This window comes from Rhodococcus sp. As11 (assembly GCF_048957735.1).
Classification (GTDB): Bacteria; Actinomycetota; Actinomycetes; order Mycobacteriales; family Mycobacteriaceae; genus Rhodococcus; species Rhodococcus gordoniae.
In genome coordinates this window covers 130,999-152,976 of record NZ_JARDJE010000002.1, presented here as the reverse complement: position 1 = coordinate 152,976, position 21,978 = coordinate 130,999, and the positions used below count along the sequence as shown (strand labels likewise).

Annotated in this window: 23 protein-coding genes; 13 read left to right on the top strand and 10 right to left on the bottom strand. The window is 69.4% G+C overall.

All coding sequences use genetic code 11. The annotated features are described in order from the left end of the window. The gene (locus PV766_RS03120) at positions 1–597 is read right to left on the bottom strand and encodes a biotin transporter BioY (protein WP_421096372.1); all 597 of its coding nucleotides are present in this window, start codon (positions 595–597) and stop codon (positions 1–3) included. A gap of 248 nt (positions 598–845) precedes the next feature. On the opposite strand from PV766_RS03120, the gene PV766_RS03115 reads away from it, so the two are divergent. The 6 genes from PV766_RS03115 to PV766_RS03090 all read left to right on the top strand — a co-directional run bounded on the left by PV766_RS03115 (position 846) and on the right by PV766_RS03090 (position 5,228). Beyond that, positions 846–1,019 (top strand): hypothetical protein, encoded by a 174-nt coding sequence (locus PV766_RS03115; protein WP_006551287.1) that lies wholly within the window; start codon positions 846–848, stop codon positions 1,017–1,019. A 15-nt stretch (positions 1,020–1,034) separates the two neighbouring features. Then, complete coding sequence (locus PV766_RS03110) at positions 1,035–1,757, top strand: PIG-L deacetylase family protein (RefSeq protein ID WP_033096535.1); 723 nt, start codon at positions 1,035–1,037, stop codon at positions 1,755–1,757. 40 nt (positions 1,758–1,797) lie between these two features. Further along, positions 1,798–2,943, top strand: coding sequence for a glycosyltransferase (locus PV766_RS03105; protein ID WP_421096371.1), 1,146 nt, complete (start codon positions 1,798–1,800; stop codon positions 2,941–2,943). Positions 2,944–2,981: 38 nt separating this feature from the next. Further along, positions 2,982–3,176 carry a DUF3046 domain-containing protein gene (locus tag PV766_RS03100; RefSeq protein WP_026003514.1) on the top strand — a complete coding sequence of 65 codons (195 nt, stop codon included), beginning with the start codon at positions 2,982–2,984 and terminating at the stop codon, positions 3,174–3,176. A gap of 284 nt (positions 3,177–3,460) precedes the next feature. Then, on the top strand, positions 3,461–4,504 hold the full coding sequence (gene recA, locus PV766_RS03095) for a recombinase RecA (RefSeq protein ID WP_421096370.1): 1,044 nt from the start codon (positions 3,461–3,463) through the stop codon (positions 4,502–4,504). 106 nt (positions 4,505–4,610) lie between these two features. After that, entirely contained in the window at positions 4,611–5,228 is a 618-nt protein-coding gene (locus PV766_RS03090) for a regulatory protein RecX (RefSeq protein WP_421096369.1), read from the top strand. A gap of 33 nt (positions 5,229–5,261) precedes the next feature. On the opposite strand, the gene PV766_RS03085 is transcribed toward PV766_RS03090, so the two are convergent. The 4 genes from PV766_RS03085 to PV766_RS03070 all read right to left on the bottom strand — a co-directional run bounded on the left by PV766_RS03085 (position 5,262) and on the right by PV766_RS03070 (position 8,607). Continuing rightward, positions 5,262–6,170, bottom strand: coding sequence for an amino acid ABC transporter permease (locus PV766_RS03085; protein ID WP_064065523.1), 909 nt, complete (start codon positions 6,168–6,170; stop codon positions 5,262–5,264). Continuing rightward, positions 6,167–6,847 (bottom strand): amino acid ABC transporter permease, encoded by a 681-nt coding sequence (locus PV766_RS03080; protein WP_016934961.1) that lies wholly within the window; start codon positions 6,845–6,847, stop codon positions 6,167–6,169. The genes PV766_RS03085 and PV766_RS03080 overlap by 4 nt, the downstream gene beginning before the upstream one ends. A gap of 127 nt (positions 6,848–6,974) precedes the next feature. After that, the gene (locus PV766_RS03075; protein WP_064065522.1) at positions 6,975–7,808 is read right to left on the bottom strand and encodes a glutamate ABC transporter substrate-binding protein; all 834 of its coding nucleotides are present in this window, start codon (positions 7,806–7,808) and stop codon (positions 6,975–6,977) included. Positions 7,809–7,878: 70 nt separating this feature from the next. Then, positions 7,879–8,607, bottom strand: coding sequence for an amino acid ABC transporter ATP-binding protein (locus PV766_RS03070; protein ID WP_172506097.1), 729 nt, complete (start codon positions 8,605–8,607; stop codon positions 7,879–7,881). 225 nt (positions 8,608–8,832) lie between these two features. Between PV766_RS03070 and miaB the strand changes: the two genes are divergently transcribed. Both miaB and PV766_RS03060 read left to right on the top strand, forming a co-directional pair. Continuing rightward, a complete protein-coding gene (gene miaB, locus PV766_RS03065) occupies positions 8,833–10,362 on the top strand; it encodes a tRNA (N6-isopentenyl adenosine(37)-C2)-methylthiotransferase MiaB (RefSeq protein WP_064065520.1) in 1,530 nt (509 codons plus the stop codon). After that, on the top strand, positions 10,350–10,943 hold the full coding sequence (locus PV766_RS03060) for a hypothetical protein (protein WP_064065519.1): 594 nt from the start codon (positions 10,350–10,352) through the stop codon (positions 10,941–10,943). Before miaB ends, PV766_RS03060 begins: the two co-directional genes overlap by 13 nt. 82 nt (positions 10,944–11,025) lie before the next feature. Here the strand turns inward: PV766_RS03060 and PV766_RS03055 are convergent, their stop codons facing one another. Then, on the bottom strand, positions 11,026–12,435 hold the full coding sequence (locus PV766_RS03055; protein ID WP_421096368.1) for a DUF349 domain-containing protein: 1,410 nt from the start codon (positions 12,433–12,435) through the stop codon (positions 11,026–11,028). A gap of 150 nt (positions 12,436–12,585) precedes the next feature. Between PV766_RS03055 and PV766_RS03050 the strand changes: the two genes are divergently transcribed. The 5 genes from PV766_RS03050 (at position 12,586) to PV766_RS03030 (ending at position 17,724) form a co-directional block, all read left to right on the top strand. Beyond that, the gene (locus PV766_RS03050) at positions 12,586–13,299 is read left to right on the top strand and encodes a hypothetical protein (protein WP_421096367.1); all 714 of its coding nucleotides are present in this window, start codon (positions 12,586–12,588) and stop codon (positions 13,297–13,299) included. After that, positions 13,296–14,258, top strand: coding sequence for a tRNA (adenosine(37)-N6)-dimethylallyltransferase MiaA (gene miaA, locus PV766_RS03045; RefSeq protein WP_064064523.1), 963 nt, complete (start codon positions 13,296–13,298; stop codon positions 14,256–14,258). Before PV766_RS03050 ends, miaA begins: the two co-directional genes overlap by 4 nt. Before the next feature lie 10 nt (positions 14,259–14,268). Then, the gene (gene dapF / locus PV766_RS03040; protein ID WP_064064522.1) at positions 14,269–15,135 is read left to right on the top strand and encodes a diaminopimelate epimerase; all 867 of its coding nucleotides are present in this window, start codon (positions 14,269–14,271) and stop codon (positions 15,133–15,135) included. Between the two features lie 82 nt (positions 15,136–15,217). Continuing rightward, entirely contained in the window at positions 15,218–16,684 is a 1,467-nt protein-coding gene (gene hflX / locus PV766_RS03035) for a GTPase HflX (RefSeq protein WP_064064521.1), read from the top strand. After that, positions 16,684–17,724 (top strand): hypothetical protein, encoded by a 1,041-nt coding sequence (locus PV766_RS03030; protein ID WP_064064520.1) that lies wholly within the window; start codon positions 16,684–16,686, stop codon positions 17,722–17,724. The genes hflX and PV766_RS03030 overlap by 1 nt, the downstream gene beginning before the upstream one ends. 2 nt (positions 17,725–17,726) lie before the next feature. Here the strand turns inward: PV766_RS03030 and PV766_RS03025 are convergent, their stop codons facing one another. From PV766_RS03025 to PV766_RS03010, 4 genes are read right to left on the bottom strand one after another with little or no spacing between them, the layout of a single operon-like run. Continuing rightward, the gene (locus PV766_RS03025) at positions 17,727–17,984 is read right to left on the bottom strand and encodes an HPr family phosphocarrier protein (protein ID WP_064064519.1); all 258 of its coding nucleotides are present in this window, start codon (positions 17,982–17,984) and stop codon (positions 17,727–17,729) included. Between the two features lie 43 nt (positions 17,985–18,027). Beyond that, positions 18,028–20,118 carry a PTS fructose transporter subunit IIABC gene (locus PV766_RS03020; protein ID WP_421096366.1) on the bottom strand — a complete coding sequence of 697 codons (2,091 nt, stop codon included), beginning with the start codon at positions 20,116–20,118 and terminating at the stop codon, positions 18,028–18,030. Between the two features lie 8 nt (positions 20,119–20,126). Next, positions 20,127–21,116 carry a 1-phosphofructokinase gene (gene pfkB / locus PV766_RS03015; protein ID WP_421096365.1) on the bottom strand — a complete coding sequence of 330 codons (990 nt, stop codon included), beginning with the start codon at positions 21,114–21,116 and terminating at the stop codon, positions 20,127–20,129. Further along, positions 21,113–21,880, bottom strand: a complete 768-nt coding sequence (locus tag PV766_RS03010; protein WP_064064524.1) for a DeoR/GlpR family DNA-binding transcription regulator — start codon at positions 21,878–21,880, stop codon at positions 21,113–21,115. The genes pfkB and PV766_RS03010 overlap by 4 nt, the downstream gene beginning before the upstream one ends. Between the last annotated feature and the right edge of the window lie 98 nt (positions 21,881–21,978).

Sequence of the window (21,978 nt, the reverse complement as noted above, 5' to 3'; positions counted from 1 at the left end):
TCAGTGGGCGGGGTCCGCCGCGGGACGGTGCGCGATACGCGGCGCCACCAGCGCGGGATAGGCGCGGTGCACCTGGGCGGCGACCGCGGCGGCGACGACCGCCTTGGCCAGATCGCCCGGCAGGAAGGTGACGTTGGCGGCGGCCGCGGCCCACACCGTGAGATCGGTGCGCAGGACCATACCCGCGATACCGAAGGCGTAGAGCACGACGATGCCGCCGAGGACGTTGACGGCCACACCGGGCAGCGTGCGGTAACGCGGCAGCATCCTCATGCTCAGCCAGCCGATGACGGCGACGGCGGGAATCCAGCCGATGAGGAAGCCCACCGTGGGACCGGCCAGCGAGGTGAGGGTCGTGCGGCCGCCGGCGAGAACGGGCAGTGCCAGTCCCAGCACGATCACGGTGAGCACCGACAGGACACCCTTACGCGCGCCGAGCAGTGCACCCGCGAGCATCACACCGAGGGTCTGCAGCGTGATGGGCACGCCGGACGATCCGATACTGATCTGACCGGGCAGTCCCAGGGCGATGATCAGGGCGGCGAAGACGGCGATCTGCGCGAGGTCGCGCGCGGGGATACGGGGGGACGAGGACACGGTTACTCAGCCTTCTGGTATGGACGGCGAACCCGTAGAGCCTAAGCCGTACCGGCGTGCCGCGGGTCACCGACCCGTCTCCGGGTGCCCGTGGGCCACACCGGGGTGCGCCTCCGGGTGTCCCCTGATCTTTCCCTGATATCTGCGCTGACCTGCTGTTTTTCATTGCTCAAGCTGTCAGGATCGAGGCGTACCGAGCAAATGGAGTCCGACTCGGAAGAGGTCGGCATCGAGGGTGGGAGTACCCAATGTTCTGGAAGATCGTAGGAATCGTCGCGGTGGTGTGGGTCGGTCTCGCCGTCCTCGGCGCCCTGCTCGACAACCTGTTCGGCTTTCTCGTACTCGGCGCCGTGATCTTCGGCGGATACCTGCTGTACAAGGCAGTATCGGGAGGTGACAAGCACGACCTGACACGTCTGTAGACGAAGGGGGCAGCTGTGGAGGCGGTACCGGAGAACTGGCAACGCGGACTCGTCGTCGTCGCCCACCCGGACGACATCGAATACGGCGCGGCGGCGGCGATCGCGCGGTGGACCCGACAGGGCAAGGAAATTTCCTACGTTCTGGCCACCAGTGGCGAGGCGGGCATCGCCGGTCTGTCGCCCGAGAAGAGCGGGCCGGTGCGGGAATCGGAGCAGCGCGAGTCCGCGCGGATCGTCGGAGTGGATACCGTCGAGTTCCTCGGGCACCCGGATGGTCGACTCGTCCCGAGTCTCGATCTCCGTCGCGACATCGCTTCCGCCATCCGACGTCATCGTCCTGAGATGGTGGTCACGCTCGCGTTCGGGCTGTCGCCCCGGCCCGGCTGGGTCAACAGTGCCGACCATCGGGCGCTCGGGATCAGCGTCCTCGACGCCGTCTCCGATGCCGCGAACGAATGGATCTTCCCGGAACTCACCGAACGCGGTCTGGAACCGTGGCACGGCGTGCGATGGGCTGCCGTGTGTCCGGGTTCGCCTCCGACCCACGCGGTGGACGTGACCGATACGGTCGAACTGGCAGTCGAGTCCCTCGCGGCGCACCGTCTGTACCTGCAGGCTCTCGACGACAGGCCGGTGGAGGCACAAGCGCGCGAACAGGTGGAGCGCGCATCGGCGCCGCTGCCGGGATTCGCTGCCGAGCGCGCCTCCGGGTTCGAGTTGTACACCTTCGCGGGATAGGAAGCGTCCCGCCGTCGGTGGCCTGTGGCAGGCTGTGCGCGTGCGAGTGGCGGTGGTGGCCGGGCCCGATGCGGGTCATGCGATTCCGGCGATCGCGTTGTCGCTGCGGCTCGCGGATGCCGGGCACGACGCGGTCGTCCTCACGGGCGAACGATGGCTCGGCCTCGAGCTGCCCGGTGTGACGTTCGCTGAGTTGAAGGGGCTGGCGCCCCGGCTCGGGGACGACGACGGCGACGCGGGGGCGAAGATCCACGCCCGCGCCGCCCATATCGCGAGCGAGATGCTCCCGGATCTCGGTGCGCTGCTGCCCGACCTCGTGGTGGCGGACGTTCTCACCGCCGGCGGGGGGATGGCCGCCGAACGACTCGGGATCCCGTGGGTCGAGCTCTCGCCGCACCCGCTGTACCTGCCGTCGCGTGGCCTTCCGCCGATCGGCAGCGGTCTCGACGTGGGCGTGGGGGTGCGGGGGCGGTTGCGGGACGCCGCGCTGCGTGCGATGACCGCGAGATCGCTGCGGCAGGGGGAGCGCGAGCGCTCGGCCGCACGCGTCGGGATCGGGTTACCCGCTCGTGATCCGGGGCCGCGGGCCCGGCTGATCGCCACCCTGCCGGCACTCGAGCTGCCTCGACCCGACTGGCCGGAGTACGCGCACGTGGTCGGTCCGCTGCTGTGGGAACCCACCGCGGAGGTCCTCGATCCGCCTCCGGGCGACGGCCCGCTGGTCATGGTCGCGCCGTCGACCGCGACGACCGGCGTCACCGGCATGGTCGAGACGGTGTGCGATGCCCTCGACGGAACCGGTATGCGGGTCGCCGCGACGATGCTCGACCCCCCGGAGCAGGCGCTCCCGAGCCGGGTCGTCGCAGGTCGCGGCAGGCAGGATGTCCTGCTCCGGCAGGCCGATGTCGTCGTGTGCGGGGGTGGGCACGGGATGCTGGCGAAGGCGCTGAGCGCGGGGGTTCCGGCGGTGATCGTGCCCGGTGGCGGCGACCAGTGGGAGCTGGCGAACCGCGCTGCACGGCAGGGGAGCGCGGTGGTGGTTCGTCCGCTCGACGCGGCTGTGGTCCGCTCCGCGATCGACACGGTGCTGTCGTCGCCGAGTTTCGCCGCCGCGGCTCGTGCGGCCGCGGCCAGTGCTCGTGACGTGCAGGACCCGGTCGCGGTGTGCGAGACCGCAGCGGACTGAACTGTCGCCGCGCAGCGCACGCGACTACCGTGGTCGGGGTGCGGTTGACGGAGTTCTACGAGGTGGTCCGGGACGAGTTCGGGCAGATGCACGGCGATGCGTTGCTGCGCGATCATGTGCTGCTCGCGCTCGGTGGACGGACGCCGGCAGAGGCCATCGAGGCCGGGCAGGAACCGCGCGAGGTGTGGCGCGCGCTCTGCGACGAGTTCGACGTTCCGCCCGTGCGGCGGTAGTCACGGTTCACCGGCGGGAACGAGGGATTCCGCCTGCCTCCGAGAGGGGCGCGCGGTGCGACATCGGTTCTCTGTCCGACAGGGATGCGACCATTGCCCGCGGACGCCGAGCGACCGGATTTCGAACACGTGTTCGGCTATGCTGGATGCACCGGATGGGTGTTGTCCACAGGCGGTGATCCCATCCACAGATGCGGCGTTTCCGCGGTCGCAGCGGCGAACTTGTCGGTGCCGGGTTCTAACGTCGTCGACAACAAGGACGAGATTCGATTAAGGGGACCAAGATGGCAGCACAGGCTCACGACCGCGAGAAGGCGCTCGAGCTCGCCCTCGCGCAGATCGACAAGAGCTTCGGTAAGGGCTCGGTGATGCGCCTGGGCGAGGACGTACGTCCGCCCATCGCAGTCATTCCCACCGGATCGATCGCACTCGACGTGGCTCTCGGTATCGGCGGTCTGCCGCGCGGCCGCGTCATCGAGATCTACGGCCCGGAATCGTCGGGTAAGACGACGGTGGCCCTCCACGCGGTGGCCAACGCGCAGGCCGCCGGCGGTATCGCGGCGTTCATCGACGCCGAGCACGCACTGGATCCGGATTACGCGCGCAAGCTCGGCGTCGACACCGACGCCCTGCTCGTATCGCAGCCCGACACCGGTGAGCAGGCGCTCGAGATCGCCGACATGCTCATCCGCTCGGGTGCGCTCGACATCATCGTCATCGACTCGGTCGCAGCACTCGTGCCGCGCGCCGAGATCGAGGGTGAGATGGGCGACAGCCACGTCGGTCTCCAGGCCCGCCTGATGAGCCAGGCACTGCGCAAGATGACCGGTGCGCTCAACAACTCCGGCACCACCGCGATCTTCATCAACCAGCTGCGCGAGAAGATCGGCGTGATGTTCGGCTCGCCCGAGACCACCACGGGCGGTAAAGCGCTGAAGTTCTACGCCTCCGTGCGTCTGGACGTGCGCCGGATCGAGACCCTCAAGGACGGCGGAGACGCGGTCGGCAACCGCACCCGCGTGAAGGTCGTCAAGAACAAGGTCTCGCCTCCGTTCAAGCAGGCCGAGTTCGACATCCTGTACGGGCAGGGCATCTCGAAGGAGGGCTCGCTCATCGACATGGGTGTCGATCAGGGCTTCATCCGCAAGTCGGGCTCCTGGTACACCTACGAGGGCGACCAGCTCGGTCAGGGCAAGGAGAACGCCCGCAAATTCCTGCTCGAGAACACCGATGTGCGCGACGAGATCGAGAAGAAGATCAAGGAGAAGCTCGGCATCGGTGCCGTACTCACCGATCCGAGCGATGCCGAGGAGCCGGTCGACTTCTAGTCACCGCCCCAGGCCGGACGGGGGCACGGACGCACATCGCGTCCGTGCCCCCGCGGCATATCCGCACACGGCCGCGCTGTCGGTGGGTCCGGCTACTGTGCGCGTCATGGACGACCCCGAGGAACGACGGCCCGAAAGACGGTCCGAACGACGCGGACGGCGGCGCTCGGCTCGCACCCAACAGGAGCTGCCCGGTGGCGGTACCGAGGCGCAGGCCAAGGATGTCTGCCTGCGTCTGCTGACGGATCGCGCGCGCAGTCGATCCGAGCTCGCGGCGAAGCTCGAGCAGAAGGGTTTCGCGTCCGACGTCGCCGAGCGTGCCCTCGATCGCCTCACCGAGGTCGGGTTGATCGACGACGCGGATTTCGCCGACCAATGGGCGCGTTCACGTCATCTGCATGCGGGGAAGGGTAAGCGGGCGATCGCACTCGAACTGCGCCGTAAAGGAATCGACGCCGACGATGCGGCGGCTGCCCTCGAGCAGATCGACACCGCCGACGAGCGCGAACGCGCGGTGGAGCTGGTTCGCAAGAAACTCCGCACCCAGCCGGCGCTGCCCACCGAAGGCGATCGGCGCGAGATCGCGGTCGAACGCGACAAGCTGGTACGGCGGCTGGTCGGCATGCTGGCCCGGCGCGGTTACGCGCAGGGAATGGCGTTCGACGTGGTGCGGGAGGAACTCGCGGCCTTCGGTGCCGACGCGAGCAACCTCCCGCACGACTGAAACACTATTTCCGGCGTTCGCCGGTCGGGCACACTACGTGCGTTTCTCGCCGGTCATGTCCAGGCCCGGCACCGCCATCGTCGGTAGGGTCTGTGGCTCTTCGGTCGCCACGGCACCCTTTTTGCGTTTTCCGGAGCGCAGGCGCTTCTCGAGCCAGGTCGCGAACTGCGTCAGCGCACTGTTGAGGACGATCATGATCACCGCGACCACCAGCAGCGCAGGCAGGTAGTTCTGGAAGAACGCGCCGAGCTGCTGTCCGGAACGCACCACTTCGACGTAGCCGATGAGGTAGCCGAGGGCAGAGTCCTTGAGCGCGATCACCATCTGCGACACGATCGCCGGGAGCATGACCGTCACGGCCTGCGGCAGCAGGATCAGCCGCATGAGCTGGTTCTTCCGCATGCCGATGGCGTAGGCGGCTTCGCTCTGGCCGCGCGGGAGCGACCTGATACCCGCTCGCACGATCTCGGCGATGACCGAGCCGTTGTACAGGGTCAGACCGGTGATGACCGCTGCGAGCGCGAGGTAGTCGGACTTGAAGACGCGGTACTCGGCGAAGACCTGGTAGGCGAAGATCATCAGGATCAGCACCGGGACGGCGCGGAACAACTCGACGATCGTGCCGGCGATCCCGCGGACCCATCGGTGATCGGAGAGGCGGGCGATGCCGAGCACCGTGCCGAGGATCAGTGCCAGCACGATCGATGCGACGGCCGCGATGATCGTGCCGCGGATGCCGGGCAGCAGATAGGTCGTCCAGCTGGTGGATTCGACGAACGGCTCCCACTTGGCCGCTGTCAGCTGTCCGTTGGCGTCGAGCGCGCGGTAGACGATCCAGCCGACGACGAGGAGGAGCGCGACCACGACGACCGACAGGATCCGGTAGATCGCCTTCGCGCGGGGCCCGGGTGCGTCGTAGAGAACTGTTCCGTGTGCACTCATCGGGCAACCTCGTATCGCTTGCTGAGCCGGCCGAACAACAGGCCGGTGGGGAGGGTGAGGATGACGAACCCGAGCGCGAAGATGCCACCGACGACGAAGATGGCCGCTTCGTTCTCGATCATCGTCTTCATCAGCAGCGAGGCCTCGGACACGCCGATCACGGAGGCGATCGTCGAGTTCTTGGTCAAGGCGATGAGCACCGAGCCGAGCGGGGCGATGACGGCGCGGAACGCCTGGGGGAGGACGATCAGGCGCAGATTCTGACCGAAGGTCAGGCCGAGGGAGCGGCCGGCCTCCGACTGTCCGAGCGAGACCGTGTTGATGCCGGAGCGGAGCGACTCGCACACGAAGGCCGCCGTATACACGATCAGGCCCAGCACCGCGAGCCGGAAGTTGTTGTCCACCAGGAAGGTCGGCGACGACTCGGAGGCCAGCTTGATGCCGAGCGTCTGGGACAGGCCGAACAGGCAGAAGATGATGATCAGCGTCAGCGGGGTGTTACGGAAGATCGTCACGTAGGCGGTGCCGACGGCGCGCGCCACGGGGATGGGCGACACGCGCATCGCGGCGAGGATCGTTCCGAGGATCAGTGCGCCGATCGCCGAGACGACGGTCAGCTGGATCGTGGTCCAGAACGCGTCGAGTAGCTGGCTGCTGTACTTGCTCAACAGATCCACAGGTCACTCCGGGATCGAGGGGACGGGGTGGGAGTCCGGAACGGCCCGGCCGGTCCGTGGGGATCTCACGGACCGGCCGCACCGGCGGACGGGACGGGTGGAACCCGTACGCGGTAACGATCGACACTCAGTAGCGATCGACGGCGGGGGGCTCGGGGAGGGGGTAGCCCGACGCGCCGACCGTCTCCTCGAATGCGGCCGCCCACGCACCGCTGTCGATCATCTCCTGGATCGCGTCGTTGATCGCGTTGCGGGACTCGTCGTCGCCCTTGGCGAGACCGATGCCGTAGCGCTCGGTGGTGAACGGCTCGCCGACGACCTTGAAGTCACCCGGGCTCTGCGCGGCGTAACCGGCGAGGATGATGTCGTCGGTGGTCACCGCGTCGACCGCACCGTTGCGCAGCGCCTCGACGCACAGCGAATAGGTGTCGAACTCCTGGAGCTGAACGTCCTGTGCGTAGTTGTCCTTCACGTTCTGGGCCGGGGTCGAACCCGCCACCGAGCACAGACGCTTGCCGCCGTTGAGCGAATCGGGTCCGGTGATCTCGGTGTCGTCCGCGCGCACCAGGAGCGACTGCCCGGCGATGAAGTACGGGCCGGCGAAGTCCACCTTCTCCTTGCGGGTATCGGTGATCGAGTAGGTCGCGACGACGTAGTCGACCTCGCCGTTCTGGATGAGGGTCTCGCGCTGCGCGGACGGGGCTTCCTTGAACTCGATGTTCTCCTCGGAGACACCGAGCTGACCGGCGACGTACTTGGCGACCTCGACGTCGAATCCGCTGAACGAACCGTCCGGGTTGCGCAGGCCGAGACCCGGCTGGTCGAACTTGATACCGACCGTCAGGGTGCCGTTCTCTGCGGACTGCGAGACACTGCGCGTCTCGTCGCCACCGCACGCGGTGGCGACCACTGCCACGGCGACGGCGCCGATACCCAGGCGGATGGAGCGGGACAGTTTCATCGAATACCTCCGGTGCGGTTCGTCAGGAACAACGTCCGACGGGCCGGACGGCCCGTCGGATGCGGAAAGGTCAGTGACTGAGGATCTTGCCGAGGAAGTCCTTGGCGCGATCGGATTTCGGTGCGGTGAAGAAGGTCTCGGGATCGGTGTCCTCGACGATGCGGCCGTCGGCCATGAACAGCACACGGTCGCCGGCCTTGCGGGCGAATCCCATCTCGTGGGTGACCACGACCATCGTCATGCCCTCCTTCGCGAGAGAGGTCATCACGTCGAGGACCTCCTGGACCATCTCGGGGTCGAGGGCGGAGGTGGGCTCGTCGAACAGCATCACCTTCGGGTTCATCGCGAGGGCCCGCGCGATCGCGACGCGCTGCTGCTGGCCGCCCGACAGCTGTGCCGGGTACTTGTCGGCCTGGTTGGCGATCCCGACCCGGTCGAGCAGCGCCATCGCCGACTCGCGGGCCTGTTCCTTCTTGATCCTGCGCACCTTGAGGGGACCGAGCATGACGTTCTGGAGGATCGTCTTGTGGGCGAAGAGGTTGAACGACTGGAACACCATGCCGACGTCTGCACGCAAACGGGCCAGCGCCCGGCCCTCCTCCGGCAACAGGGTGCCGTCCACATGGATCTCACCCGTGTCGATCGGTTCGAGCCGGTTGATGGTGCGGCAGAGGGTCGATTTCCCCGAACCGGACGGGCCGACGACGATGACGACCTGTCCTCGGGGGATCTCGAGGTTGATGTCCTGCAGGACGTGCAGGGATCCGAAGTGCTTGTTCACCCCGTTCATGGAGATCATGGACGAGCTGGTGTCCGACTTCTCGGACGGACGATCCGTTCCGGCTGCCGCTGATGTCATATCTGCAGACCCTATGCCGTCCGGCGCCCGAGACTTCGCATTTCGGGACACCTTCGACGCACGCGTCACGGGATTTCTCCGGCACGAGCGGTGACGGACAGGTCGACGGGGCTCGTGGGGTCGGTGCGTGGAAAGGGGACCGGTCGAGGTGAGATACCCTGAGACGTGTCACTGATCGACGAAGAAGCCCCCCGTACCGGTGCCCGGACCTACGAGGTCCGCACCTACGGCTGCCAGATGAACGTACACGATTCCGAGCGCCTGTCGGGGTTGCTGGAGGACGCCGGCTTCGCCAAGGCCGCTGCCGGCACGTCACCCGATCTGGTCGTGTTCAACACGTGCGCGGTGCGGGAGAACGCCGACAACAAGCTGTACGGCAATCTGAGTCATCTGCGCCCGGTCAAGGACGACAACCCCGACATGCAGATCGCCGTCGGCGGCTGCCTCGCCCAGAAGGACCGCGACACGGTCGTGAAGAAGGCGCCCTGGGTCGACGTGGTCTTCGGCACGCACAACATCGGCAATCTTCCCGCGCTGCTCGAACGGGCGCGGCACAACCGCCGCGCCGAGGTCGAGATCCTCGACGCTCTCGAGGCGTTCCCGTCGACGCTGCCCGCCAAGCGCGAGTCGTCGTACGCCGGATGGGTGTCGATCTCCGTCGGCTGCAACAACACGTGCACCTTCTGCATCGTGCCGTCGCTGCGCGGCAAGGAGGTCGACCGGCGTCCCGGCGACATCCTCGCCGAAGTGCAGGCGCTCGTCGACGAGGGCGTGCTCGAGGTGACGCTGCTCGGCCAGAACGTCAACTCCTACGGCCGGTCCTTCGCCGATCCCGAGCAGCCCCGCGACCGGGGTGCCTTCGCGGCGCTGCTGCGCGCGTGCGGCGACATCGAGGGCCTCGAGCGGGTGCGCTTCACGTCCCCGCACCCGGCGGAATTCACCGACGACGTCATCGAGGCGATGGCCCGGACCCCGAACGTGTGCCCGCAGCTGCACATGCCGTTGCAGTCCGGCAGCGACCGGATCCTGCGCGCCATGCGCCGCTCGTACCGCAAGGAACGCTTCCTGGGCATCATCGAGCGGGTCCGCGCCGCGATGCCGCACGCCGCGATCACCACCGACATCATCGTCGGCTTCCCCGGCGAAACCGAGGAGGACTTCCAGCAGACCCTCGAGGTCGTCGAGAAGGCGCGGTTCACCAGCGCGTTCACCTTCCAGTACTCGAAGCGCCCCGGCACCCCCGCAGCCGACATGGACGGTCAGCTCCCCAAGGCCGTGGTGCAGGAACGGTACGAGCGCCTGATCGCGCTGCAGGAACGCATCACCCTCGAGGAGAACCGCACGCTCGTCGGCACCGAGGTCGAGCTCCTCGTCGCGGCGGGGGAGGGCCGCAAGAACGCCGAGACCGCCCGGATGAGCGGGCGTGCCCGCGACGGACGTCTCGTGCACTTCCGTCCCGAGGGTGCGATCGACACCGCGGTGCGCCCCGGCGACGTCATCACGATCGTCGTCAGCGACGCCGCGCCGCATCACCTCGTCGCGGACACCCCGATCCTCACGCACCGCCGCACACGCGCGGGCGACCACTTCGAACAGGGCCGGCTGCCCAAGACACCGCCGATCGGTGTCGGACTCGGACTGCCGAGCATCGGCGTCCCGGAACCGCTGCCGCCTCAGATGGGATGCAACGCATGACCACCGACAAGCCGCACGATCACCACGCGACCGGTGACGTACGAGCCCAACTCGAAGCCGCCGAACGGAAGGTGGCGAGCGACATCGACCCGGGCGCCCGGGCGATGTTCGTCGCGATCGCGGTCCTGATCCTGCTGGCGACGTTCAGCCTGCCCCACGCCGGATCCGCCAACGGATGGGAGGTGCTGTCCTTCGCACCGGATGCGACCACCGAGGAGATCGGTCTTCCGTCGCGGCTGTTCGTGGGTTTCGCAGTGGTCTTCGCGGGTCTGGGTTCGATCCTCGCCCTCGTCACCCGCAAGTGGGCGTTGGCATGGGTGTCCCTGGCCGGCTCGGCGGTGACCATCGTCTTCGGCATGCTCGCGATCTGGTCGCGCCAGACCCTGCCCGTCGAGTCGTCCGCCGCAGGACCGGGTTTCGGTCTCGTGATCGGCTGGTTCGCCGTCATGGTCGTCGTCTTCCACTGGGCCCGCGTGGTCTGGGCGCGGACCTCCGCCCAGCTCGAGGCCGAGGCCGAATTGCGCAAGGTCGCGGCCCTGCACGAACGGCCCCGCCTGATGCGCGACGACACCGAGGCCTGACGACTCTCGCATGAAGACGACGATCCCCCTTCCCGGCCGGGAGAGGGGGATCGTCCGTTTCGGATGTTACGGCGTCGCGAGGTCAGCGCTCGCCGACAGCGCCTTCGGCTGCGTCGGCCCACTCACGCCACTGCGCAGCCTGTGCGAGGGCCTTCTCGGCCTCCTTCGCCCGGCCCGCCGCGGTCGCCTTGGCGGCCTGCTCCTCGAACTGACGCACCCGCTCCCGGAACTGAGCCGCACGGGCGAGCGCCTCGGGATCGGTGCGCCGCCACTCGGAATCGGCGGCCTCGCGCACCTTCTTCTCGATGGCCCGCAACCGGCCCTCGAGATCGTGCATGCGCTCGCGTGGCACCTTGCCGATCGCCTCCCACTGGTCCTGCAACTCGCGCAGGCGGGCCCGGGCACCCTCGAGATCGGCCGCCGGGTCGATCGACGAGGCCGCCTCGAGAAGCGCTTCCTTCGCGCGGGCGTTCTCCTCGAACTCGGCGTCCCGCTCGGCGTTCGCGGCGTTACGCGCCGCGAAGAAGACGTCCTGGGCACCCTTGAACCGCTTCCACAGCTGGTCGTCGGCGTCCTTCGGTGCGCGACCGGCCGCCTTCCACTCCGCGAGCAGGTCGCGGAAGGCACCGGCGGTGGCACCCCAGTCGGTGGAGTTCTGCAGTTCCTCCGCCCGAGCGACGAGTTCCTCCTTGCGGCTCTTCGCCGCGGCACGCTCGCGATCGAGTTCGGCGAAGTGGGCTCCGCGACGCCGGTTGAACGCCTCACGTGCCTTGGAGTAGCGGCGCCACAACACGTCGTCGACCTTCCGGTCGACACCGCGGATGGTCTTCCACTCCTCGAGGATCTCCCGCAGCCGGTCGCCCGCGGCCTTCCACTGGGTGGACTCGGCGGCGATCGTCTCGGCTTCGGCCGCAAGGGACTCCTTGCGGGCCGTGCTCTCGGCGCGCCGCTTCTCCTTCTCCTGCTTGGCGAGGACCGCAGCCTCTTCGGAATGCTCGATGATCGCGGTGAGCCGGGTGGCGAGCGCATCGAGGTCGCCGATGACCGAGGCGGTGGGCAGCGACTCGGCGAGTGCCTCGGCGGCTGCGCGGGTCTTCTTCACGTCGGCGGTGCCGGAGGTCAACCGGGTCTCGAGGATCGCCACCTCGGTGGCGAGATCGTCGTAGCGGCGGCCGAAATGGGCGAGGCCCTCGGCGGCGTCGCCTGCCTGCCACGATCCGATACACCGCTCGCCCTCGCTCGTGCGGACCCATGCGGTGCCGTCCTCGTCGACGCGACCGAACAGACTCGGATCACTCGCGGGCAACGTCGGGACATGGGGGTGCGTCTGGGCCGCCACCGGATGCGGCTTCGGGGGTGCCGTGGCGGAACCGTCACCGCCGCGGGCGGGGCCGGGGGTCGCAGCATGAGCTCGGGGTGTGGCGGGACCGGGACGCGGGGTCCGCTCCTGCGCCGTCTCGCCGGTACGGTCCTGTGCGTTCGGGTCGCTCATCGATACCTCATCTCTGCCGCGCGGCACGGCTGCCTGGTCGCATGGGTCTACCGCAGGTCGATCCCGGGGGCTCCGCGATCGTGTCCGCCCACTATTGAAACAGGTCGTGTCGATACGAGGCGCCGGGTCCGGTGGACTACGGTTGCCGATGTGTTGACCGCCGCGGCGTTCGTGCCGTCCCCACCGCTGCTCGTACCCGAGCTGACCGGTCTCGCCGCATCCGAGACCGGCGATCTGCGCGAGGCGGTCCTCGAGGTCGGTCGCAGGCTGTCCGCGGCCGCGGAATGGGTGGTCGTGGGTGCCGAGCCGGTCGAGCAGACCGTTCCGTCCACCGCGCGCGGAACCTTCCGCGGTTTCGGTGCCGACATCCCGGTGCAGCTCGGCCCCGATGCCGCGGGCGAACCCGATCCCACGCTCGCTCTGACGGCGCTCGTGGCCGGCTGGATCCGCGACCGCACGGCGCCCCACACCCGGGTGACGACCCACGTGGTGGCCGTCGACGCGGACGCCGCGCACTGCGCGGATCTCGGCCGCGACCTGCGTGCGGATCTCGACGGTGACGACCTTCCGCGGGCCCTGCTCGTCGTCGCCGACGGAGCCGCGACCCTCACTGCCAAGGCCCCCGGCGCCTACGACCCGCGGTCCGAGGAGGTCGAGGCGGCACTGGCGGCCGCGCTCGCCGCCGGAGATCCGGCGGCCCTCGCGGCGCTCGACGCCGAGCTGTGTGCGGAGATCGAACTGGCTGGACGCGCCGCCTGGCACGTGCTGGCGGCGAGCTTCGGCGAGCGGCCCCGCTCGGCCTCCGTCACCTACTCCGCCGCGCCCTACGGCGTGGGCTACCACGTAGGGATCTGGACACCGTGAGCGCAGGAAGTACCGGCCCCGCCGCCGCACTCGTCCCGATCGCGGTGGTGGGCCCCACCGCCACGGGCAAGTCCGATCTCGGATTGGACCTCGCCGAGACGCTCGGCGGCGAGATCGTCAACATCGACGCGATGCAGCAGTACCGCGGCATGGACATCGGGACGGCGAAGCTCTCGCCGCACGAGCGTCGCGGCATCCCGCACCACCAGCTCGACGTCCTCGACGTCACCGAGACCGCGACGGTCGCCCGCTACCAGCAGGCCGCGATCGCCGATGTCGAAGCGATCCTGGGGCGCGGTCGCGTCCCGATCGTGGTCGGCGGATCGATGATGTACGTGCAGGCGCTGCTCGACGAATGGCAGTTCCCGGCGACGGATCCGCAGGTCCGGGCGAAATGGGAGGCGCTGCTCGACACCGAGGGGCTCGCCGCGGTCCACCGGGCGCTGCAGCACGCGGATCCCGCCGCCGCGGCGACGATCCTGCCCACCGACGGCCGCCGGATGGTCCGGGCGCTCGAAGTCGTCGAACTGACCGGGCAGCCGTTCGCGGCCTCGCAGCCGACGATCGGCGAGCCCCGCTGGGGCAGCGTGATCCTGGGCGTCGACCGTGCCACCGCCGAACTCGACGACCGCATCGCCCGGCGCACCGACCTGATGTTCGAACGCGGTCTCGTCGACGAGGTGCACGGACTCGTCGAGGTCGGACTGCGCGAAGGGGTCACCGCGCGACGCGCGATCGGTTACGCCCAGGTCCTCGCGGCCATCGACGGGGAATACGACCTTGCCCACGCCCGCGAGCGGACGTTCATCGGGACCCGGCGATACGTGCGGCGGCAGCGCTCGTGGTTCCGCCGCGATCCGCGCATCCACTGGCTCGACGGCGCCGAGCCCGACCTGCGCGGGACGGCCCTGCGGGTGGTGCGGGACGCACGGACGTCACCGGCCTCACCAGCCCGATAAGGTAGCGCCCATGGAGTTCAGCAAAGGGCACGGAACCGAGAACGACTTCGTGATCCTTCCCGATCCCGACGCCCGCCTGGACCTCGACGCCGGCCGGATCGCCGCTCTGTGCGACCGGCGCCGTGGGCTCGGTGCCGACGGTGTGCTCCGGGTGGCGCGGGCCGGCGCATTGGTCTCGGCCGGGGTGCTCGGCGAGCTGCCCGAGGGCACCGGTGCGGACGACTGGTTCATGGACTACCGCAACGGCGACGGATCCATCGCCGAGATGTGCGGCAACGGGGTGCGGGTGTTCGCGCACTATCTCACCGCGCGCGGACTCGAGAGCCGCCGCGAGTTCGTCGTCGGCAGCCGGGCGGGGGGCAAGCCCGTCACGGTGCACGAGAGCTCACCGGTCCTCGGCGAGGTGACCGTGGACATGGGGACCGTGCGCAGCCTGGGCGAGTCGGCGGCGACCATCGACGGGCGGGTCTATCCGGGTCTCGGCATCGACGTCGGCAACCCGCACCTCGCGTGCGTCGACCCGCACCTGAACGAGACGAGCCTGGCCGGTCTCGACCTCACCGCGCCCGGCTTCGACCCCGGCTTCTTCCCCCACGGGGTCAACATCGAGTTCCTGACCCCCATCACGGCCGGAACGGTCCACATGCGCGTCCACGAACGCGGCGTAGGGGAGACCCGCTCCTGCGGAACCGGCACGGTGGCCGCGGCCGCGGCGGCCCTGCGCTTCGACGGAGCATCCGACGGTGCGGTGCAGGTGCGAATTCCCGGCGGGTCGGTCGAGGTGCGGATCGAGGACGGTCGCGCCTGGCTGCGCGGGCCGTCGGTGCTGGTCGCGACGGGTGAACTCGACGAGACCTGGTGGTCGGCGCCGCACTGACGTCGGTGGCCGGTGACGCCGGTGGCGAAGGGCGGAGAAACTCGAATGCACCGATTCGGGCTTCGTGACACCATGGAGGTGTATGACGAACACTGAGCGCCCGTATCGCGCAACCACAGACGACAGCGCTTCGACCGCGTACGACGCGACCGGAGGCTGGACCGCCGAGGATCCGTCCGTCGGCGAGATGCAACTCGAAGACCGCAGCGCGTTGCGGCGTGTGGCCGGACTGTCCACCGAACTCGAAGACATCACCGAGGTCGAGTATCGCCAGCTCCGCCTCGAGCGGGTCGTGCTGGTCGGTGTCTGGACCGGCGGAACGGCCGCCCAGGCCGAAGCGAGCCTGGCCGAACTCGCCGCGCTCGCCGAGACCGCGGGATCGGAGGTTCTCGAAGGCCTGGTCCAGCGGCGCGACCGGCCCGACGCCTCGACCTACATCGGTTCGGGCAAGGCCGAGGAGCTCCGGCAGATCGTCCTGTCCACCGGCGCCGACACGGTGATCTGCGACGGTGAACTCACTCCCGCCCAGCTCACCGCCCTGGAGAAGGTCGTCAAGGTCAAGGTCATCGACCGGACCGCGCTGATCCTCGACATCTTCGCCCAGCACGCCACCTCGCGCGAGGGCAAGGCACAGGTCTCCCTCGCGCAGATGGAGTACATGCTCCCGCGTCTGCGCGGCTGGGGCGAGTCGATGTCGCGGCAGGCCGGTGGTCGTGCCGGCAGCAACGGCGGTGTGGGCCTGCGTGGTCCCGGTGAGACGAAGATCGAGACCGACCGTCGCCGGATCCGCGAGCGGATGGCCAAGCTCCGTCGCGAGATCAAGGCGATGAAGGCCGCGCGCGACACCAAGCGTACCCGGCGTCTGCGCAACAAGATCCCGTCCGTCGCGATCGTGGGATACACCAACGCCGGTAAGTCGAGCCTGCTCAACACGCTCACCGGTTCCGGTGTCCTGGTGCAGAACGCGCTGTTCGCCACCCTCGACCCGACGACCCGCCGGTCGGCGCTGCCCGACGGCCGCGAGTACGTGCTCACCGACACCGTCGGTTTCGTCCGGCACCTCCCGACCCAGTTGGTCGAGGCGTTCCGGTCGACCCTCGAGGAGGTCGCCGACGCAGACGTGCTGCTCCACGTCGTCGACGGTTCCGACCCGATGCCCACCGAGCAGATCAAGGCGGTGCGCGAGGTCGTCACCGAGGTGCTGCGCGAATCGGATGCGCCGCCGCCGCCCGAACTGATCGTCGTCAACAAGATCGACGCCGCCGATCCGGTCACCCTGACCCAGTTGCGCGGTGCGATCCCCGGCGCGGTGTTCGTCTCCGCACACACCGGGGAAGGCGTCGACGAACTGCAGGCCGGGCTGGCGGCCCTGCTCGAGGATCCCGACGTCGAGGTGAAGCTGCTCCTGCCGTACACCCGCGGCGACCTGCTCGCGCGCATCCACTCCGACGGTCAGATCCTGTCGTCCGCGCACGAGGTGGACGGTACGCGGGTGCATGCGAAGGTGCCGGCGGCGCTGGCGTCGGCATTGGTCGACTTCGCGGCCTGATGCCGGTCGTGCGCCGGGCGGCGCTGGTCGCTGCCGTCACGGCGTTCGTGCCGGTGGCGCATGCCGGTGCGCAGGACGGGGGGATTCCGGTCGCCGACCTCCCGAACGAGGTCCTGTGCACCCCCGGCGATCCCGCGCTGGCCGAACTGTCCGGCCTCGCAGCGATCGACGGACGGTTGTTCGCGACGCCGGATGCCGGGGGGGACGAGCGCATCCTCGAACTCGACGACGAATGCTCTGTGCGGCAACGGATTCCGACTCCTGTCGATCCGTACGACGTCGAGGATCTCGCTGCGGGCCCCGACGGCCGGTTGTGGCTCGGCGACCTCGGCGACAATACCGGTGTCCGCGAGACGATCGCGCTCATCTCCCTCGACCCCGAGACCGGGCAGGGCGACCTGCACCGCCTGACCTATCCCGACGGTCCTCGCGACGCCGAGACCGTACTCGTCTCGGCCACGGGTGAACCGGTGATCGTGACCAAGGCGCTGTTCGGGTCGAGCACCGTGTACCGGCCCGCACGCGGACTCACGATCGGCGACCTCCCCGTCCCGGGACCGGCCGCCCTCGAGAAGGTCGGGTCGCTCGCACTCGGGCCGTCGGACACTCCCGGCGGACCCGTTCCCGGTGCGTCCTCCTCGATGATCACCGGCGGTGCCGTCAGCGCCGACGGGACGGTCGCCGCAGTACGCACCTACACCGACGTGTACCTGTTCCACGTGCCCGACGGCGATCTCGCGGCCGCCCTGGTCGCAGGCCCTCGCTTCCGGATCCCGGTACCGGACGAACCGCAGGGCGAAGCAGTCGCCTTCACCACCGAGGGCGATCTGCTCACGGCGTCCGAGCGCGGTGCGACAGCGGCGGAGAACCCGCCGATCCGGATCCGTCGCGGTGCGACCGAGCTGTTCGTGCCCGCGGACGACGATGCCGCGGACGAGACGTCGTCCGCGGCATGGCCGATCGCGGGTGCGGGCGTGGCCGCCGGGGTGATCGCCCTCGCGGTACTCGGACTCGCCGTCCGGCGCCGCGCCCGCGAGTGATGTCAGGCGTCGAGATCCGCGGCCACCAGCTCCACGACCTGCGTGAGGACCGCGTCGTCGTCGCAGGAGACCGTCACCTGCGTGCCCTGCCCCGCGCCGAGCGTCATGATCATCAGGGCCGAACCCGCGTCGACGGGCTCGCCACCGTCCACCGCGAGAGTGACGGGGACGCCGGCCGCGACGACGGCCTCGGCGATGATCCCTGCGGGACGGGCATGGAGGCCGATGGACGAACCGACGGCAACCGTGGTGCTGGGCATGTGAATCTCCTTCGTTGTGGGGAAGTGCACTGCGATCGGACGATCAGGAGTGCGCTGCTACGGGTTGCGGGTTCGCCTCGGCGGCGGCCCGGGCCGGACGGGTGAGCGATTTCGCGATGCTGACCGCGAGCGCGGCGATCATCGTGCCGATCACCAGTGCGATCAGGAACCACACGACGCGGTCGATGGCGAACAGGACGAACAGTCCGCCGTGGGGTGCGGTGAGCGTGACACCGGTCGCCATGACGATGCCGCCGGTCACCGCGCCGCCGAGCATCATCGACGGGATCACCCGGATCGGGTCGGCAGCCGCGAACGGGATGGCACCCTCCGAGATGAACGACGCGCCGAGCAGCCACGCGGCCTTGCCGTTCTCGCGTTCGGCCGTGCTGTAGAGGCCGGGACGCACCAGCGACGACAGCGCCATGGCGAGCGGCGGAACCATGCCGGCCGCCATGACCGCCGCCATGATCTCGAGGGAGGCGGTGTTGGCGACGTCGAGACCTGCCACGGCGAAGGCGTAGGCGGCCTTGTTGACCGGTCCGCCGAGGTCGAAGCACATCATCAGGCCGAGGATGGCGCCGAGCAGCACCGCGGAACCACCGGACAGACCGTTGAGCCAGTCCGTCAGACCCGTCGTGATCGCGGCCAGCGGACGACCGAGCAGCAGGAACATGAGCCCACCGACGATCAGGCTCGCGAGCAGCGGAATGATCACCACCGGCATCAAGCCGCGAGCCCAGGTGGGCAGCGGGATACGGCCGACCCACAGGGCCGCGAAGCCGGCGATGATACCGCCGACGAGACCACCGATGAAGCCGGCGCCGACGAAGACGGCGACCGCACCTGCGGTGAAGCCGGGGGCGAGACCCGGACGGTCGGCGATCGCGAAGGCGATGTAGCCGGCCAGCGCCGGGACGAGGAACGAGAACGCCAGCGAGCCGATCTGGTAGAGGACCGCACCGAGATAGGTGCCGAGTCCGCCCGCGGGCAGGTTGGTGAGCGTGTTGTCGAGGACGATGTCGGCAGCCGAGTCGGTGATGTCGGGACCGGCGAGCAGGAAGCCGAGGGCGATGAGGAGACCACCGGCCGCGACGAACGGGATCATGTAGCTCACGCCGGTGAGCAGGATCTGCCGCAACCGGGTGCCCCAGCCGAGGTCGCTGCCGCCCTCCGACTCGCCTGCCGGGGCGCCCGAGGCGGCCTCGACGGTGTGTGCGGACGGATCGGCGGAGGCCTTCAGAGCCTCGGCGATCATGGTGTCCGGCTCGTTGATCGCGCGCTTGACGCCCGACGCGATCACGGGCTTGCCGGCGAACCGTTCCCGGCCCTTGACCCCCACATCGGTGGCGAAGATGACGGCGTCGGCGCCGGCGATCGTGTCGGCGGGCAGAGGAGTGCTACCGCTCGACCCCTGCGTCTCCACCCGGACCGTCACGCCCGCCCGTTCACCGGCCGCCGCCAGCGCGTCGGCGGCCATGTACGTGTGCGCGATGCCGGTCGGGCACGCGGTGACCGCGACGATCGTGCGGCTTCCGGCGGGTTGCTCCGGACTCTGCGGAGGTGCGACCGCGGGCTTCGCGGACGCGGCGGGCGCCGGCTGTTCCGCCGCTGCGGCGGAGGTGGCAGCACCGGTGCCCGACGGCTCCGGTCGGGGCGGGAGGACGTCTTCGACCAGCGCGATGACCTCCTCGGCGGAGGCGGCCGCGCGCAGCGACGCGACGAAGTCCGGACGCACGAGTGCGCGAGCGAGGGCGGTCAGCAGCTTCATGTGGTCGCCGCCCGCACCTTCCGGCGCGGCGATGAGGAAGACGAGGTCGGCGGGTCCGTCGGGAGCTCCGAAATCGGCCTTCGGAGACAGTCTGGCGAATCCGAGCGAGGGCGTGGTGACCGCTTCGCTGCGGGCGTGGGGGATCGCGATTCCGCCGGGAAGACCGGTGGCCGACTTGGCTTCCCGTTCGAGGACGGCTGCGGTGAGCGCGTCGGCGTCGGAGGCGCGGCCGGTCGCGGCGAGGCGTCGGGCGAGCGCGGCGATGACGGAGTTCTTGTCGGGTCCCAGGTCGGCGTCGAGCGCGACGAGTTCCGTACCGATGATCGAGGAACCGCCTGCGGGGCCGGAGGTGGTGTCGGACATGACGTTCCTTAGGAGTGGGAGGGGAGCGGTCGGGGTCGGCGGTGGACGTCGGTGACGTGCACTCGGGAGGGGTCGACGGAATCGGGAGTGGGAAGGGCGGTTCCGGGTAGTGCGACGGCCGCGGTCCCGTAGGCGACTGCGAGTCGCAGGCACTCGGCGGGTTCGTGACCGGCCCGTTCTGCGAGCAGATATCCCGCGAGTGACGAGTCGCCGGCACCTACCGTGCTGCGGACCGTGACGTCGGCGGCGGTGGCGCGCCAGGCGCCCGCCTCGGTGACCAGAACGGCGCCTGCGCCTCCCAGGGTGGCGAGGACCGCCCCGACGCCACGGTCGACCAGGACCCGCCCTGCATCGACCACGGCGCCGACATCTCCGGAAGCGGCGCCGGATTCGAGTTCGTGGGCGTCCGCCCCGGTGAGCTGGGCGAGTTCGTCGGAATTCGGCTTGATCACGTCCGGGGCGGCCGCGGGGAACCGCGCGGCGAGGGCGAGCAGCGGCCGCTCGGAGGTGTCGATCGCGATGCGGCACCCGAGGCTGCGCAGGGCATCCACGAGATCGGCGTACCAGGATTCGGGTACTCCGGGAGGGAGGGAGCCCGACAGGACGGTCCACGCGGCGTTCTGCGCGCACTCGAGCAGGGCGGCGTGCAGTTCGCCCAGCGTGCGTCCGGTGCAGGGAGTTCCGGGTTCGTTGAGTTTCGTGGTGGTGCCGTCGGGTTCGGCGACGGTGATGTTGTTGCGCGTCGGCCCGGAGGTGGGCACGGCCCGATGCGTGATGCCCTGCTCGTCGAGTGCGGTGAGCAGCGGGTCGCCGGTGTTGGCCGGGAGGACGGCGACCACCTCGGTCGAAGCGGCGTGCAGCACGCGGGCGACGTTGATCCCCTTCCCGCCCGGATCGACGGTCGATCGCTCGGTGCGATGCACTCTTCCGCGTTCGAGTGGGCCCGTCAGCCCGACCGTGCGGTCGAGACTGGGGTTGGCCGTGAGCGTGACGATCATGCCGTCACCACCTCGATTCCGTGTTCGATGAGTTGACGGCGGTCGGTGTCGTCGAGGTCGGTGTCGGTGACCAGGACGTCGATCGGCTCGAGCGACGCGAAGCTCAGCAGGTTGCGCCGGCCGACCTTCGACGAATCGGCGACCACGACGACCCGGTCGGCCGTGCGCACCATGGCGCGCTTGATCGCGGCCTCGTCGGCGTCGGGCGTGGACAGTCCGTGGTCGATGCTCAGGGCGTTGGTGCCGATGAATGCGACGTCCACGTGGACTGTCGAGAGGGTGGTCAGGGCCTCGGCGCCCACCGCGGCCTGGGTGACTCCGCGGACACGCCCGCCGAGCAGGTGCAACTGCACGGTGTTCATCGCCGCGAGACGTGCGGCGATCGGCACCGAGTTGGTGACGACGGTGAGTTCGATCTCGGGTGGCAGTGCTCCGACGATCCTGCCGGTGGTGGTGCCCGCGTCGAACAGCACGCTGCCCCCCGACGGTGGGAGGAAGGCCGTGGCCGCGGCGGCGATGCGGTCCTTGTGCTCGGCGCGGGTGTGTTCGCGTTCGGATAGGGCGGGTTCGGCCACGGTGAGCGAGGCGGCCGGAATGGCACCCCCGTGGACGCGTCGCACGAGGCCCAGGCGTTCGAGATGGGCGAGGTCGCGCCGCACCGTCTCGGTGGTGATGCCGTAACGGTCGGAGAGGGCGGCGACAGACACGCGGCCACGAGCCGCCACCAGCGCTGCGACCGCCTGTTGTCGTTCCTCTGCGTACACCGTCACTCCTGGGGGTACCCGATTTGTGGGATATAGATGTTGGTTTATGTTGTTTTACGCCCGTCTGTGTTGACATGTCAAGGCTTGTGAGTAATCTG